Here is a 16,364-nt window from a genome sequence, read left to right on the forward strand (position 1 = left end):
GAATAGATTACGCGTTCTCGAAGAATTCGAGTTCTTTGCTGTCTGCGCTCAAGGAAACAATCGCTTTTTTCCATTCGGATGTATATCCGGAATGACGACCGTAACGCTTAGGCTTAGCAGGCATTCTAAGTGTGTTAACATTAGTTACTTTCACTTTGAAAATAGACTCAATGGCCTGTTTAATTTCCGTCTTGTTCGCACGGAGTTCCACTTCGAAGACATATTTCTTCTCGGCCATCATATCACTCGTACGCTCAGTGATCACAGGGCGCTTAATAATGTCGCGAGGGTTCTTCATTACGCAAACACCTCCTCTACCTTCTGTACCGCATCCTTAGTAATGATCAGCTTGTCATAAACCATAACATCTAGCACGTTGATTCCTTCAGCCACCACAAACTTGATGCCTGGAATGTTACGCGCGGACAATGCTACATTTTCTTCGTAACCAGCTGTTACTACCAAAGCTTTACGGTCCACTTTCAAATTGCTAAGAATTGCTTGGAAATCTTTTGTCTTAGGTTGAGCCAATTGTAATTGATCCAACACAATGATTTCATTTCCGATTACCTTGGAAGATAATGCAGATTTGATCGCAAGACGACGTACTTTTTTAGGAAGCTTGTAAGAGTAGCTGCGTGGAGTCGGACCAAAAACGATACCGCCACCTTTCCATTGAGGAGCGCGAATACTACCTTGACGTGCACGGCCTGTACCTTTTTGTTTCCAAGGTTTACGACCACCGCCGCGTACTTCAGAACGACCTTTTACTTTATGTGTACCAAGACGAAGGGAAGCACGTTGCATCAGAACTGCTTCATTCAATACGTGAGCATGCGGCTCGATACCGAATACGGAATCCGACAACTCAACTTCTCCCACTTGGGAACCACTAACGTTGTATAATGCTACTTTTGGCATCTGTAATCCTCCTTTCCTGCTTTACTTATTTCTTAACTGTAGATTTCACGCTAACGTAGCTGTTCTTAGGACCTGGAATGGAGCCTTTAACCAAGATTACGTTACGATCAGTGTCTACTTTGATAACTTCAAGGTTTTGCAGTGTTACTGTTTCGCTACCCATGTGTCCTGGTAATTTTTTGCCTTTAGGAACGCGGTTAGCTTGGATCGAACCCATGGAACCTGGACCGCGGTGATAACGGGAACCGTGAGCCATCGGACCTGTGTGTTGATTATGTCTTTTGATAACACCTTGGAACCCTTTACCTTTGGAAGTACCTGTTACGTCAACGAATTCACCAGCAGCGAACAAGTCAGCTTTAATTTCTTGGCCAACTTCATATTCAGACATGCCGCGAATTTCTTTTACGTAGCGCTTAGGTGTTGCGCCTGCTTTTTTAGCATGACCCAACTCAGGTTTAATTGCATTTTTTTCTTTCTTATCATCAAAGCCGATTTGGATCGCTTCGTAACCGTCATTTTCTGCATCCTTCTTCTGAAGAACAGTACAAGGACCTGCTTGAATTACAGTTACCGGAATAACCAAACCTTCTGGAGTAAACACTTGAGTCATTCCAAGTTTTTTCCCTAAGATACCTTTCATCGTTGACACCTCTTTTCCTTATATACGTTCATTTATTTATTCACATGTGAATTACAATTTAATTTCGATGTCCACACCGGACGGCAGATCCAAACGCATCAATGCATCTACTGTTTGCGGCGTTGGGTTAACAATATCGATCAAGCGCTTGTGTGTGCGCATTTCGAATTGTTCGCGAGAGTCTTTGTATTTATGAACCGCACGAAGAATCGTGATGATTTGTTTCTCCGTAGGCAGCGGAATCGGACCTGATACGCCTGCACCAGAACGTTTCGCAGTTTCAACAATTTTCTCAGCGGATTGATCCAGAACTCTGTGATCATAAGCCTTCAAACGAATACGAATTTTTTGCTTTGCCATAGTATTCCCTCCTTCTATCGCCCAATTTAGTATCGGACATACTCAGTGAAAATCTCCTGACGCCGCCCCTATGGCAAAGGGGCCGGGTGTGTCAGCAACCTCTCACGTCATCGCAACGTCACAGACCAACGCTCACTATTATATAAAATCCAGAAAGAAAATGCAAGCTTATCTTTATGCTTTTGCCTAAAAAAATAAATCCCCTCATCTATTAGAAGATGAAGGGATTCTTTTATGTCAAAAATTACTTGCTGATAGTAGCAACCGCGCCCGCACCAACAGTACGTCCGCCTTCACGAATCGCGAAGCGAGTACCTTCTTCGATAGCGATTGGAGCGATCAATTCAACCGTTACAGTAATGTTATCACCAGGCATAACCATTTCAGTACCTTCTGGAAGGTTGATGATACCAGTTACGTCAGTTGTACGGAAGTAGAACTGTGGACGGTAGCCAGTGAAGAAGGGCTTGTGACGGCCACCCTCTTCTTTAGTCAAAACGTAGATCTGAGCAGAGAAGTTAGTGTGAGGCTTAACGGAACCCGATTTAGCCAAAACTTGTCCACGCTCGATATCTTTACGATCAACACCACGAAGCAATGCGCCGATGTTGTCGCCCGCTTGAGCGGAATCCAACAATTTACGGAACATCTCAACGCCTGTTACTACGCATTTACGAGTTTCTTCAGCCAAACCAACGATTTCAACCTCGTCTTGTACTTTAACAGTACCACGCTCTACACGACCGGTAGCAACTGTACCACGACCAGTGATGGAGAATACGTCCTCGACAGGCATCAAGAAAGGCTTGTCAGTATCGCGCTCAGGAGTAGGGATGTAAGTATCGATGTGTTCGAACAACTCAACGATTTTGTCAGCCCATGCTCCATCTGGGTTTTGAAGAGCTTCACGAGCAGCGCCACGAACGATTGGAGTATCGTCGCCTGGGAACTCGTATTCGTTCAGAAGGTCGCGAACTTCCATTTCAACCAACTCAAGAAGTTCTTCGTCTTCTACCATGTCGCATTTGTTCAAGAATACAACGATGTAAGGAACGCCTACTTGGCGGGACAACAGGATGTGCTCACGAGTTTGCGGCATAGGGCCGTCAGCTGCGGATACAACCAGGATTGCTCCGTCCATTTGTGCAGCACCAGTGATCATGTTTTTAACATAGTCAGCATGGCCTGGGCAGTCTACGTGTGCGTAGTGACGGTTAGGAGTTTCATACTCAACGTGTGCAGTGGAGATAGTGATACCGCGCTCACGCTCTTCTGGAGCTTTGTCGATTTGGTCAAATGCTACAGCAGCACCACCGTATCTTTTGGACAATACAGTTGTGATAGCAGCTGTCAAAGTTGTTTTACCGTGGTCAACGTGACCGATGGTACCGATGTTAACATGGGGTTTATTACGTTCAAATTTCGCTTTTGCCATGGTTAGATTGCCTCCTTAAATAGACATTTATTATTAGGCGCCTTTGTTCTTTGCAACGATTTCTTCTGCAATGGACTTAGGCACTTCTTCATAGTGGGAAATTTCCATAGAGTATACACCGCGACCTTGTGTTCTGGAACGCAAAGTAGTGGAGTAACCAAACATTTCAGAAAGAGGTACCTTCGCACGAATGATTTGAGCACCGTGACGAGTGTCCATACCTTCAATACGTCCACGGCGGGAGTTCAGGTCACCCATAACATCGCCCATGTACTCTTCAGGTACAGTAACTTCTACTTTCATGATTGGCTCAAGCAATGCAGGACGGCATTTTTCAGCTGCTGCTTTCAAAGCCATGGAACCGGCAATTTTAAACGCCATCTCACTGGAGTCAACATCATGGTAAGAACCGTCAACGACAGTTGCTTTAATGTCAACAAGAGGGAAACCAGCGTATACGCCGTTCTTCATGGATTCTTCAATACCAGCTTGAATCGGAGCAACATATTCTCTAGGAATAGATCCACCCACGATTTTGCTTTCAAATACGAAACCGCTACCTGCTTCAAGAGGTTCGAACTCAACCCAACAATGTCCGTATTGACCACGGCCACCGGATTGGCGAACGAATTTACCTTCAACTTTAGCCGCTTGACGGAATGTTTCACGGTAAGCAACCTGTGGTTTACCCACATTGGTTTCTACCTTGAACTCACGAAGCATACGGTCAACTAAGATCTCCAGGTGAAGCTCACCCATACCGGCAATAATCGTTTGGCCTGTTTCTTCGTCCGTGTGAGCACGGAAAGTTGGATCCTCTTCAGACAGTTTTTGCAATGCGATACCCATTTTATCTTGGTCAGCCTTGGTTTTAGGCTCAACAGCAAGTTGGATAACCGGTTCAGGGAAGTTCATGGACTCCAAGATTACCGGATTTTTCTCATCACAAAGTGTGTCACCGGTTGTCGTATCCTTCAAGCCTACAGCTGCCGCGATATCACCGGAGTAAACTTCGCTGATTTCTTGACGGCTATTAGCATGCATTTGCAGGATACGGCCGATTCTTTCACGTTTGCCTTTAGTGGAGTTGATTACGTAAGATCCGGAGCTCAACACACCAGAATATACGCGGAAGAACGTCAATTTACCTACGAACGGATCCGTCATGATCTTGAACGCAAGAGCAGCGAACGGTTGATCGTCAGCAGATTTACGAGTTACTTCCGTACCATCTTCCAATGTTCCTTTAATGTCAGGAACATCGATCGGAGCTGGCAGGTAATCTACAACAGCATCGATCATCAAAGGAACGCCTTTGTTACGGTAAGAAGAACCACAAACAACAGGGAAGATTTTTACTTGGCAAGTACCAATGCGAAGAGCTCTTTTGATCTCTTCCACAGTCAGTTCTTCACCCTCGAGGTATTTCATTGTAAGCTCTTCATCAAGCTCAGCAACTTTTTCAACGAGGTCAAGACGAAGCTCTTCCACTTTTGCTTTGTACTCTTCAGGAATTTCAACTTGGTCTACTTCTTTACCCATGTCATCTTTAAAGATGAAGGCAACTTGCTCGATCAAGTCGATAATACCAATGAAATCACTTTCAGCACCGATAGGCAGTTGAATAGGAACCGCATTTGCGCCTAGTCTTTCACGCATTTGCTGAATTACACCCAAGAAGTCTGCACCGATGATGTCCATTTTATTAACATATCCAATACGAGGAACTCCGTAACGGTCAGCTTGTCTCCAAACTGTCTCGGATTGAGGCTCAACGCCTTCCTTCGCACTAAATACACCAACTGCTCCATCCAACACGCGCAGGGAACGTTCAACTTCAACGGTGAAGTCAACGTGTCCCGGGGTATCGATAATATTGATGCGGTGACCTTTCCAAGCTGCAGTCGTAGCGGCAGACGTAATTGTAATACCGCGCTCTTGCTCTTGTTCCATCCAGTCCATCGTTGCAGCACCTTCGTGCACTTCACCGATTTTATGAGTACGGCCTGTGTAGAACAAGATACGCTCAGTTGTAGTCGTTTTACCCGCATCAATATGCGCCATAATCCCGATATTACGCGTATCTTTTAAGGAGAACTCTCTAGCCATTAGGTTGTCTCCTTCCTATTATCAGGAATTTAATTTTACCAACGATAGTGTGCGAACGCTTTGTTGGCTTCAGCCATTTTGTGCGTATCTTCACGTTTCTTAACGGAAGCACCTGTGTTGTTGCTGGCATCAATAATTTCTTGAGCCAATCTTTCTTCCATTGTTTTCTCACCACGGAGGCGAGAGTAGTTTACTAACCAACGAAGTCCCAAAGTCGTACGACGATCTGGTCTTACTTCGATAGGTACTTGATAGTTAGCACCACCAACACGACGAGCTTTAACTTCAAGAACAGGCATGATGTTTTTGATGGCTGCTTCAAACACTTCCATCGGCTCTTTACCTGTACGTTCTTGAATCATGTTAAAGGCATTATAAAGGATTGTCTGAGCGACACCTCTTTTGCCATCAAGCATAATGCGGTTGATCAAACGAGTAACCAGCTTGCTATTATAAATAGGATCTGGCAATACGTCTCTGCGAGTAACTGGACCTTTACGAGGCATAGTTATCCCCCTTTCTCAAAAAGTTCATTCTAATTTGGTAATGCATTACTTTTTCACTTTCGGACGTTTTGTACCGTATTTGGAACGAGCCTGTTTACGGTTGTTTACGCCGGATGTATCCAAAGCGCCGCGAACGATATGGTAACGTACCCCTGGAAGGTCTTTTACCCGTCCACCACGAATCAATACAACGCTGTGCTCTTGCAAGTTGTGTCCGATACCCGGAATATAGGCAGTAACCTCTACACGGTTAGTCAAACGCACACGAGCATATTTACGAAGAGCGGAGTTCGGTTTCTTCGGTGTCATTGTACCTACACGAGTACATACACCACGCTTTTGAGGAGCGCTCAGGTCTGTTGCTTCTCTTTTCAGAGCGTTAAAACCTTTTTGAAGAGCCGGGGACTTGGATTTGTCCACTTTTGCTTGACGTCCTTTACGAACGAGCTGATTAATTGTTGGCATGTCGCCACCTCCTTCCAAAATTGTTGTTCTTAAGTTAAGCCCACAGATCCAGGCGAATCGTAAATGAACAAAGGAAAAGTTTTTGCCATCATCACATCGCTGTTCTTCAGACAAAAACATCAGTTTCATTCATTCACTACAGCTGCCATTGCAGCTCCAACTTCAATACCACACGCCTTACCTAACAACTTCATGGAATCAACGTATGTTACTTTAACCCCCATTTTCTTACAGAGGTTAACCATTTTTATCGTTATTCGCGGATCTGCATCTTCGGCAACAAAGACTTCAGTGGCTTTACCTAGCTCCACCATTCTTGTTGCTTGTTTTGTGCCTATGCTTATGTTCGTTGCCTGTTTCACTTTTTCATAAGACATGAAACCATCCTCCAAAGTACAGGAGACTATTGATAAAATGGCACACTTCGATATATTAGCATCCCAAGAACATCGTGTCAAGAAAATTGCTTGTCTTCACGAAAAGAAAATAATTCACATTTCTTTCATGAAGACAAGCATGCTTAAGCTTTTCTAATTCAAACATGATGTGTCTAACTGGGCTTCTAAATACTATTCGACCGTTACAGTTTCCATCTCTACAGACAGGTCCTCATCGGTTTCCACTTCATTCGGGTTCGTTATGCGGATATTACGATATCTTGGCATACCCGTACCTGCAGGAATGAGCTTACCGATGATAACATTCTCCTTCAATCCGAGCAACTGATCGACTTTACCTTTAATTGCAGCGTCAGTCAATACGCGTGTCGTCTCTTGGAAGGATGCTGCAGACAGGAACGAATCCGTTTCAAGGGATGCTTTAGTAATACCCAACAGCACCGGTCTAGCAACGGCTGGTTCTAAGTCCGCAAATAGAGCAACTTTGTTAGCTTCCTCATATTCATGGATGTCAACAAACGAGCCTGGCAGCAATGTTGTATCTCCAGCATCAACGATACGTATTTTACGAAGCATTTGGCGTACCATAACTTCAATATGCTTATCGTTGATCTCAACGCCCTGGTTACGGTAAACGCGTTGAACCTCTTGAAGAATGTAGTTCTGAACGCCACGGATACCTTTAATACGCAGCATCTCTTTAGGGTCAATGGAACCTTCCGTTAACTCGTCACCGGCTTCAACATGTTGGTTAACCGATACACGAATACGGGAACCGTAAGGAACTGCATACGTTTTGGACTCAGCTTCACCAAGCACTTCGATCTCACGACGGTCTTTAGCTTCACGGATATCCTTGACGGTACCGTCAATTTCAGTAATGATTGCTTGACCTTTCGGATTTCTAGCCTCAAACAACTCTTGGATACGCGGCAAACCTTGCGTGATATCATCCCCTGCAACGCCCCCTGTATGGAACGTACGCATGGTCAACTGAGTTCCCGGCTCACCGATGGATTGTGCCGCGATAATACCGACAGCTTCCCCGATCTCAACGTGTTGGCCTGTTGCCAGGTTACGACCGTAGCATTTTTTGCAGACGCCATGTCTGGAGCGGCAGCTAAGAACGGAACGAATTTGAAGTTTTTCGATACCAGCATCAATGATCTTGTCAGCGATATTCGCTTCGATCAATTCATTGCGGCCGACAATCGTTTCACCGGTTTGCGGATCACGAATAGTTTCAAAGGCATAGCGGCCTTCGATACGATCGTATAGATCCTCGATGACTTCTTTACCATCTTGAATTCGGCTAACCATAAAGCCCTTATCCGTACCACAATCCTCATCACGAACAATCACGTCTTGCGCTACGTCAACGAGACGACGAGTCAAGTAACCGGAGTCCGCTGTACGAAGAGCCGTATCGGCCAAACCTTTACGAGCACCGTGAGTGGAAATAAAGTACTCCAAGACGGTTAGTCCTTCACGGAAATTCGATTTAATAGGTAATTCATAGATACGACCTGTCGGAGTCGCCATCAAACCACGCATACCGCCAAGCTGTGTAATCTGTGATTTATTACCCCGTGCCTTGGATTCCACCATCATATTGATGGAATTGTATTTATCTAAGGATTTCATCAATATTTCTGTGATTTCATCCTTCGTTTTACTCCAGATAGCAATAACGCGGTCATAACGCTCATCGTCTGTGATTAGACCACGACGGTATTGATTCGTTACTACATTAACCTTATCTTCCGATTCTCTTAGAAGGGCATCCTTCTCAGGCGGAACCGTAACATCGGATACGGCAATCGTAATACCCGCTTTTGTCGAGTAAGTGAAGCCAAGCTCCTTGATGCGGTCCAAGATCACAGACGTCAGAGTCGTATGATATTTACGGAAGCATTCGGCAATGATAGAGCCTAAATATTCTTTACCTACCGCTTTACATTCAGGCAAATCTTCCATGATTTTACGAATGTTAGCGCCTTTGTCAAACACGAAATATTGATCCGAAGCACCATTCAGCAAGTTCGCTTTTGTCGGTTCATTGATGAATGGAAAATCTGCTGGATAAATTTCGTTAAAGATGACTTTACCGATCGTTGTAATCAGCATGGCTTCTTGCTGTTGCGGCGTAAAGCTCGTTTTGTTGAGTACTTTCGCCGGGATCGCAATACGGGCATGCAGTGCAGCAGCTCCACGTTGATACAAGGAAACCGCTTCGTGTACAGAACGAACGATAGTCAAAGCACCTTTGGCAAACTTATTATCCGTAGTCAGATAGAAGCTGCCCAAGACCATATCCTGTGAAGGCGTAACAACCGGTTTACCGTCTTTCGGGTTCAAGATGTTACCCGATGCAAGCATCAACACGCGTGCTTCGGCTTGCGCCTCGGAGGACAACGGTACGTGAACGGCCATTTGGTCACCGTCAAAGTCTGCATTATACGCCGTACATACGAGCGGATGCAGCTTAATAGCGCGACCTTCAACCAAGATCGGTTCAAATGCTTGAATACCTAATCTATGCAGCGTAGGTGCACGGTTCAATAGAACCGGATGCTCCTTAATCACTTCTTCAAGTACATCCCACACTTCAGGGCTTACACGCTCAACTTTACGTTTAGCGCTCTTAATATTGTGGGCCAGACCTTTATTTACCAGTTCTTTCATCACGAAAGGCTTAAACAACTCCAAAGCCATTTCCTTAGGAAGACCACATTGGTACATTTTCAAGCTTGGTCCTACAACGATAACCGAACGACCGGAATAGTCAACCCGCTTACCGAGCAAGTTTTGACGGAAACGTCCTTGTTTACCTTTGAGCATATGGCTCAACGATTTCAATGGACGGTTACCAGGACCGGTTACAGGACGGCCGCGGCGACCGTTATCGATCAATGCATCGACGGCCTCTTGCAGCATGCGCTTCTCGTTTTGTACGATTATGTCCGGTGCACCGAGATCCAACAAACGTTTCAGTCGGTTGTTACGGTTAATAACACGGCGGTACAAATCGTTCAAGTCAGAAGTAGCAAAACGTCCTCCATCCAATTGAACCATCGGACGAAGCTCCGGCGGAATCACTGGAAGTACATCCAGCACCATCCATTCCGGCATATTTTTCGAGTTGCGGAATGCTTCCATTACTTCAAGACGTTTAATGGCGCGATTACGACGCTGTCCTTGTGCGGTCTTGAGCTCTTCTTTCAGCGTTTCCACTTCTTTGTCGATATCAATGTCTTGAAGCAGTTTTTTAACCGCTTCTGCACCCATACCTGCTTGGAACGCATAACCGTATTTTTCACGGTAGCTGCGGTATTCCTTCTCGGACAGCAGCTGCTTTTTCTCAAGCGGTGTATCTCCTGGATCGGTTACTACATAGGATGCAAAATAGATAATCTCTTCCAAAGAGCGTGGAGACATATCCAGGGCCAAGCCCATGCGGCTCGGAATCCCTTTGAAATACCAGATATGGGATACCGGCGCCGCGAGCTCAATGTGACCCATGCGTTCACGACGGACTTTTTGACGAGTGACTTCTACACCGCAGCGATCACAAACGACGCCTTTATAGCGAACACGTTTGTATTTACCGCAATGACATTCCCAGTCCTTCGTAGGTCCAAATATTTTTTCACAGAACAAACCTTCTTTTTCAGGTTTCAACGTTCTGTAGTTGATCGTTTCCGGCTTTTTAACTTCCCCGCGGGACCACGAACGGATCTTTTCAGGAGAGGCCAAGCCAATTTTCATGAATTCGAAGTTGTTAACGTCCATCAAGGAGCAACCCTCCTTAAAGTTTTGTGGAACAAAACTGCATTGTAAGCATAAGCCTCTATAAGGCTATATGATCAGCTAACCTAACGGTCTCACGAACATTGCGTTATTCTACACCTAACTCCGCGCCTTCGAGATTAAGGTTCAGCTTATCGCTAGTAACCTCATCCTCGTCGTCCATTTCCTTCATTTCGATTTCTTGCTCGTCTCCAGACAGGATTTTAACGTCCATACCTAAGCTCTGAAGCTCTTTGATCAATACTTTAAAGGATTCCGGAACACCAGGCTCAGGAACGTTTTCACCTTTAACAATCGATTCATAAGTTTTGACACGACCGACAACGTCATCGGATTTCACGGTCAAAATTTCTTGCAATGTATAAGCGGCACCGTAAGCTTCCAGCGCCCAAACCTCCATCTCCCCGAAACGCTGTCCACCAAACTGAGCTTTACCACCCAGAGGCTGCTGCGTAACAAGTGAGTAAGGACCTGTAGAACGGGCGTGAATTTTATCATCAACCATGTGTGCCAGTTTAATCATGTACATGATCCCAACTGTAACTTCACGTTCGAACTCTTCACCCGTACGACCATCGTACAGTTTGGTTTTACCACTGCGATTCATTCCTGCTTCTTCCATCGTATCAAATACGTCATACTCACGCGCGCCATCAAATACCGGTGTCGCAGTATGAATACCAAGGAAGTTGGCAGCCATACCCAAGTGAACTTCAAACGCTTGACCGATGTTCATACGAGAAGGAACACCGAGTGGATTCAGAACGACCTGTACAGGAGTTCCGTCCGGCATGAACGGCATGTCCTCTTCAGGCAGAATGCGCGCGATAACCCCTTTGTTACCGTGACGTCCGGCCATTTTATCGCCTTCGGAGATTTTCCGTTTTTGTGCGATATAGACGCGAACCAGTTGATTTACACCAGGAGGCAGCTCATCGCCGTTCTCACGGGTAAATACTTTTACGTCAACTACGATACCATCAGTACCATGTGGTACACGTAGGGACGTATCACGAACTTCCCGAGCCTTTTCACCGAAGATAGCGTGCAGCAAACGTTCTTCCGCAGTTAATTCCGTAACCCCTTTAGGTGTTACTTTACCAACGAGGATATCACCTGCTCCGATTTCGGCTCCGACACGAATGATGCCTCGCTCGTCCAGATTCTTCAGCGCATCCTCACCAACGTTTGGAATATCGCGTGTGATTTCTTCTGGTCCAAGCTTCGTATCTCTCGCTTCAGATTCATATTCTTCAATATGAATGGATGTATAAACATCCTCTTTAACTAGCTTTTGGCTTAGCAAAATAGCATCCTCGTAGTTGTAGCCTTCCCAAGTCATAAACGCTACGACCACGTTGCGGCCAAGTGCCAATTCACCCATTTCAGTGGACGGTCCGTCAGCCAGAATATCTCCAACGCGTACCTTCTCGCCTTTATGGCAAATTGGACGTTGGTTGATACATGTACCTTGGTTAGAGCGCATAAACTTATGCAGCTTATGCTTGATCAGATCGCCGTTAACAAGCTTGCCGTCTACCATTGCTTGACGACGAACCCAAATCTCGTTAGCAGATACGCGTTCTACCACTCCATCTACTTTAGAAACAATACATACCCCAGAATCTTTCGCTGCTTTATGCTCCATCCCTGTACCTACTAGAGGCGCCTTAGGAATCAACAACGGCACGGCTTGACGCTGCATGTTCGAACCCATGAGGGCACGGTTGGAGTCGTCATTTTCCAAGAACGGAATAAGCGCCGTAGCAACAGATACTACTTGTTTCGGTGAAACGTCCATATAGTCAACGCGTGCTTTAGGCAGCGTCAAAATATCATCTTTGTAACGAACGATTACGGAATCATTCGCAAAAAGCCCTTCTTCCGTAAGCTCTGCATTCGCTTGAGCAACAACGTAGTTATCTTCCTCGTCCGCTGTCAAATAAGCGATTTGCTCGGTTACGACTCCTGTTTTCGGATCTACCCAACGGTATGGCGCTTCAATAAAGCCATACTCGTTAATTCTAGCGAAAGTAGACAAGGAGTTGATCAAACCAATGTTCGGACCCTCTGGAGTCTCGATAGGACACATACGACCATAGTGAGAGTGATGGACGTCACGGACTTCAAAGCCTGCGCGCTCTCTCGTCAAACCACCAGGACCCAGTGCGGACAAACGACGTTTATGCGTCAGTTCAGCCAATGGATTTGTTTGGTCCATAAATTGCGACAATTGCGAGCTACCGAAAAACTCTTTAATCGAAGCAATAACAGGTCTAATATTGATCAGAGCCTGCGGTGTGATCACGTTCGCATCCTGAATGGACATCCGCTCGCGAACAACGCGTTCCATACGGGACAAACCGATACGGAACTGGTTCTGAAGCAGCTCACCCACAGAGCGCAAACGTCTATTGCCCAGATGGTCGATATCGTCGGTGCTGCCAATACCATGCAATAGATTGATAAAGTAGTTAATGGATGAAATGATGTCTGCAGGCGTGATGTTCTTAACCGACTTATCGATCTTGCCATTAGCAATAACTTTAACGACCTTACCGTCTTCGATAGGCGAGTATACATTGATGCATTGGAATGGAATGCGTTCCATCTCTGTAACACCATTAACTGCTGTATACTCATTAAAGCCTACGTTGTCCTCCAAATGAGGAAGAACTTCATCAAGCAGACGACGATCTAGCAACTGGCCTGCTTCAGCAATGATCTCTCCTGTTTCCGGATCAACCAAAGTTTCAGCCAACCTTTGATTAAACAGCCTGTTCTTGATGTGCAGCTTTTTGTTGATTTTGTAGCGACCCACGTTAGCCAAATCATAACGCTTCGGATCGAAGAAACGAGCTACCAGCAAGCTTCTCGCATTATCCAGCGTAGGCGGCTCGCCTGGACGCAGACGTTCATAGATTTCAATTAACGCTTTATCGGTAGAGTCGGTGTTATCCTTGTCTAACGTGTTACGAATATACTCATCGTCACCGAGCAGGTCCAAGATTTCCGCGTCTGTGCCAAAGCCCAAAGCTCTCAGCAGGACAGTAACCGGAATCTTCCTAGTACGGTCAATGCGAACATAAATGATATCCTTAGCATCCGTCTCTAACTCCAGCCATGCGCCGCGGTTAGGAATAACGGTAGCCGTATATGTTTTCTTGCCGTTTTTGTCCACTTTCGTGCTAAAATAGACGCTAGGAGAACGAACCAGCTGACTGACGATAACCCGTTCGGCACCATTGATAATAAAAGTCCCTGTCTCCGTCATCAAAGGGAAATCTCCCATAAATACTTCCTGCTCTTTGACTTCACCAGTTTCCTTATTGATCAAGCGCACTTTCACACGAAGCGGAGCTGCGTAAGTAACGTCGCGTTCTTTGGACTCATCCACTGAATATTTAGGTTCACCTAAGCTATAATCAATGAACTCCAATACCAAATTCCCCGTAAAGTCCTGAATCGGGGAAATATCCTGAAACATTTCACGCAATCCTTCTTCCAAAAACCACTCATATGATTTTTGTTGGATTTCAATTAAGTTCGGAACCTCCAGAACTTCATGAATCCGAGCGTATGACCTGCGTTTGCGTCGACCTAATTGAACAAGATGACCCGCCAACTTTGATTCACCCCTCATGTCTACTCAATAGAACAAAATAAAAGCCTCTCCTGAAGCCTTCTCGAGTAAATACTGTTGAAGTGATACTTCTTTTGGAAGCTTCTAAATGCATCAACTTTCTTGTTACCATAATTTTCTCCATACCTTGTAGGTTTTACCTAAAATTTAAACATTATACGTATAAAGCTTAAACTTTATTCACCCAGGTACGAAAAAAATGTCTTGACATTTTAGCATACTAAAGACATATAACCCAATCTTAATGCTGACATTTTATAATAATACCACATACAAAATGTCAAGTCAACATAATTGTAATCTACTCCACTTATTTCACAGCTTTAATAATTCGATAGCCTTTATCCTTGTCGACTTCTATTACTTTCGAGAATAAACTCTCTAGTTTAGCAAAAGCCGAAGGCGCGCCTTGTTTTTTCTGAATCACGATCCATAGAGCACCATTAGGTTTCAGAACTTCATAGGCTTGTTCAAAAATATGATGTACCGTCTCTTTGCCGGCACGAATCGGAGGATTGGTCAGGACAACATCGAACTTGCGATCAAGCACTTCAGCCAGCTTATCGCTCTGCATAATTTCCACGTTGGAAATATGGTTCCGCTGTGCGTTGGAACGAGCTAGCTCTACTGCTCTTTCATTAATATCTACAAGAGTTACCTTACCCTGAGGCACACATAGCGCGGCAGCAAGCCCGATAGGTCCATAACCACAGCCTACGTCAAGCACCTGAGCATCTTCAGGCAGCTGCATTGCAGCGATCAACACCTTAGACCCATAATCGACCCCCTTCTTGGAAAAGACTCCGGCATCGGTAACAAAGGTAAATTTACGGCCTCGCAGCGTTTCTTCAACTGTATGTACGTCATGTGCCGCAGTCGGTTTTTGCGAATAGTAATGCTCGCTTATTTCCCTCACCTCCTAAGGTTTTCTTAGAAGAAAACCCGCATTATAAGCATAGGCCTTAGAAGAAAAAAGAAGACCCCCTGAAGTAATAAGCTCCAAGGGGTCTCTGGAAAAAGAAACTATTTTACTTCTACAGCTGCGCCAGCTTCTTCAAGTTTAGCTTTGATAGCTTCAGCGTCTTCTTTGCCCACTTTTTCTTTGATTGGTTTAGGTGCGCCGTCAACCAAATCTTTAGCTTCTTTCAAGCCAAGACCAGTGATTTCACGAACAACTTTGATAACGTTGATTTTGGAAGCACCAGCGTTATTCAAGATAACGTCGAATTCTGTTTGCTCAGCAACTTCAGCTGCGCCGCCGCCGCCAGCTACAACAGCTACAGGAGCTGCAGCAGTTACGCCGAATTCTTCTTCGATTGCTTTAACAAGATCGTTCAATTCCAAAACTGTCATGCCTTTGATGGCTTCCAAGATTTGCTCTTTACTCATGGTATATATACCTCCAGTTAATTTTTGGTTTTTTGGGGTTCAACTACAAAGCTTATTAAGCTTCTTGTGCGCTGCCGTCTTTTTCTGCCACAGCCTTAACCGCAAGGGCGAAGTTGCGAACAGGAGCTTGGAGCACGCTGAGCAACATGGACAGCAAACCTTCTCTGGAAGGAAGCTCGGCCAGTGCTTTGATTTGATCAAAATCAACTACTTTACCTTCTACTACACCTGCTTTAACGCTAAGATGCTCGTTTTTCTTTGCGAAAGCCGTCAAGATTTTCGCTGGAGCTACGACATCATCTTTACTGAAAGCGATGGCAGTTGGACCTGTCAAATACTCATCCAATGCGCTCAATTCAGCATCCGCTGTAGCACGTCTAGCCAAAGTGTTTTTCAATACTTGGAACTCAATGCCTGCTTCACGCAGTTGTTTACGAAGCTCAGTTACTTGAGCCACGTTCAATCCACGGTAGTCAGCAACGATAGTGCAAGAGCTTTCTTTCAGCTTGCCTGCTACTTCTGCAACTTGCTGAGATTTTTGCTCAAGAATTTTCGCGTTTGCCATTTTTGCACCTCCTAAAAGTTTTCGTGAGAAAACGGTCTCCGTAATCATAAAGTAAGTTTTCATAAAGAAAACGGACTCGTCAGTTACCGTATTAACTTATCTCGTAAACATTCCGTTAGT

Annotated in this window: 14 protein-coding genes; all 14 read right to left on the reverse strand. The window is 45.1% G+C overall.

Annotated elements, in window-relative coordinates; all coding sequences use genetic code 11:
• Positions 1–7 precede the first annotated feature (7 nt).
• Positions 8–298 (reverse strand): 50S ribosomal protein L23, encoded by a 291-nt coding sequence (gene rplW / locus BP97_RS0127615; RefSeq protein WP_028552014.1) that lies wholly within the window; start codon positions 296–298, stop codon positions 8–10.
• Positions 298–921, reverse strand: coding sequence for a 50S ribosomal protein L4 (gene rplD, locus BP97_RS0127620; RefSeq protein WP_028552015.1), 624 nt, complete (start codon positions 919–921; stop codon positions 298–300). Before rplD ends, rplW begins: the two co-directional genes overlap by 1 nt.
• Positions 922–946: 25 nt before the next feature.
• The gene (gene rplC, locus BP97_RS0127625; RefSeq protein WP_028552016.1) at positions 947–1,564 is read right to left on the reverse strand and encodes a 50S ribosomal protein L3; all 618 of its coding nucleotides are present in this window, start codon (positions 1,562–1,564) and stop codon (positions 947–949) included.
• Between the two features lie 51 nt (positions 1,565–1,615).
• A complete protein-coding gene (gene rpsJ / locus BP97_RS0127630) occupies positions 1,616–1,924 on the reverse strand; it encodes a 30S ribosomal protein S10 (RefSeq protein ID WP_006212922.1) in 309 nt (102 codons plus the stop codon).
• Positions 1,925–2,168: 244 nt separating this feature from the next.
• On the reverse strand, positions 2,169–3,359 hold the full coding sequence (tuf, locus tag BP97_RS0127635) for an elongation factor Tu (protein ID WP_028552017.1): 1,191 nt from the start codon (positions 3,357–3,359) through the stop codon (positions 2,169–2,171).
• A 33-nt stretch (positions 3,360–3,392) separates the two neighbouring features.
• Positions 3,393–5,468, reverse strand: a complete 2,076-nt coding sequence (gene fusA / locus BP97_RS0127640) for an elongation factor G (RefSeq protein WP_028552018.1) — start codon at positions 5,466–5,468, stop codon at positions 3,393–3,395.
• Positions 5,469–5,503: 35 nt separating this feature from the next.
• Entirely contained in the window at positions 5,504–5,974 is a 471-nt protein-coding gene (gene rpsG, locus BP97_RS0127645; RefSeq protein WP_028552019.1) for a 30S ribosomal protein S7, read from the reverse strand.
• Positions 5,975–6,019: 45 nt separating this feature from the next.
• On the reverse strand, positions 6,020–6,439 hold the full coding sequence (rpsL, locus tag BP97_RS0127650) for a 30S ribosomal protein S12 (protein WP_028552020.1): 420 nt from the start codon (positions 6,437–6,439) through the stop codon (positions 6,020–6,022).
• A 125-nt stretch (positions 6,440–6,564) separates the two neighbouring features.
• A complete protein-coding gene (locus BP97_RS0127655) occupies positions 6,565–6,816 on the reverse strand; it encodes a ribosomal L7Ae/L30e/S12e/Gadd45 family protein (RefSeq protein ID WP_028552021.1) in 252 nt (83 codons plus the stop codon).
• Between the two features lie 192 nt (positions 6,817–7,008).
• A complete protein-coding gene (gene rpoC / locus BP97_RS0127665; protein WP_028552022.1) occupies positions 7,009–10,632 on the reverse strand; it encodes a DNA-directed RNA polymerase subunit beta' in 3,624 nt (1,207 codons plus the stop codon).
• A 103-nt stretch (positions 10,633–10,735) separates the two neighbouring features.
• Positions 10,736–14,272, reverse strand: a complete 3,537-nt coding sequence (rpoB, locus tag BP97_RS0127670) for a DNA-directed RNA polymerase subunit beta (protein WP_028552023.1) — start codon at positions 14,270–14,272, stop codon at positions 10,736–10,738.
• Positions 14,273–14,600: 328 nt separating this feature from the next.
• Complete coding sequence (locus BP97_RS0127675) at positions 14,601–15,197, reverse strand: class I SAM-dependent methyltransferase (RefSeq protein WP_028552024.1); 597 nt, start codon at positions 15,195–15,197, stop codon at positions 14,601–14,603.
• A gap of 116 nt (positions 15,198–15,313) precedes the next feature.
• The gene (gene rplL / locus BP97_RS0127680; RefSeq protein WP_028552025.1) at positions 15,314–15,679 is read right to left on the reverse strand and encodes a 50S ribosomal protein L7/L12; all 366 of its coding nucleotides are present in this window, start codon (positions 15,677–15,679) and stop codon (positions 15,314–15,316) included.
• Positions 15,680–15,734: 55 nt separating this feature from the next.
• The gene (rplJ, locus tag BP97_RS0127685; RefSeq protein WP_028552026.1) at positions 15,735–16,244 is read right to left on the reverse strand and encodes a 50S ribosomal protein L10; all 510 of its coding nucleotides are present in this window, start codon (positions 16,242–16,244) and stop codon (positions 15,735–15,737) included.
• Between the last annotated feature and the right edge of the window lie 120 nt (positions 16,245–16,364).

This window comes from Paenibacillus sp. UNC451MF (assembly GCF_000686845.1).
Classification (GTDB): Bacteria; Bacillota; Bacilli; order Paenibacillales; family NBRC-103111; genus Paenibacillus_S.

Excerpts from the sequence above, each read along its gene's own strand:
- rplW (WP_028552014.1), bottom strand. The coding sequence starts at position 298 with ATGAAGAACCCTCGCGACATTATTAAGCGCCCTGTGATCACTGAGCGT.
- rplD (WP_028552015.1), bottom strand. The coding sequence starts at position 921 with ATGCCAAAAGTAGCATTATACAACGTTAGTGGTTCCCAAGTGGGAGAA.
- rplC (WP_028552016.1), bottom strand. The coding sequence starts at position 1,564 with ATGAAAGGTATCTTAGGGAAAAAACTTGGAATGACTCAAGTGTTTACT.
- rpsJ (WP_006212922.1), bottom strand. The coding sequence starts at position 1,924 with ATGGCAAAGCAAAAAATTCGTATTCGTTTGAAGGCTTATGATCACAGA.
- tuf (WP_028552017.1), bottom strand. The coding sequence starts at position 3,359 with ATGGCAAAAGCGAAATTTGAACGTAATAAACCCCATGTTAACATCGGT.
- fusA (WP_028552018.1), bottom strand. The coding sequence starts at position 5,468 with ATGGCTAGAGAGTTCTCCTTAAAAGATACGCGTAATATCGGGATTATG.
- rpsG (WP_028552019.1), bottom strand. The coding sequence starts at position 5,974 with ATGCCTCGTAAAGGTCCAGTTACTCGCAGAGACGTATTGCCAGATCCT.
- rpsL (WP_028552020.1), bottom strand. The coding sequence starts at position 6,439 with ATGCCAACAATTAATCAGCTCGTTCGTAAAGGACGTCAAGCAAAAGTG.
- BP97_RS0127655 (WP_028552021.1), bottom strand. The coding sequence starts at position 6,816 with ATGTCTTATGAAAAAGTGAAACAGGCAACGAACATAAGCATAGGCACA.
- rplL (WP_028552025.1), bottom strand. The coding sequence starts at position 15,679 with ATGAGTAAAGAGCAAATCTTGGAAGCCATCAAAGGCATGACAGTTTTG.
- rplJ (WP_028552026.1), bottom strand. The coding sequence starts at position 16,244 with ATGGCAAACGCGAAAATTCTTGAGCAAAAATCTCAGCAAGTTGCAGAA.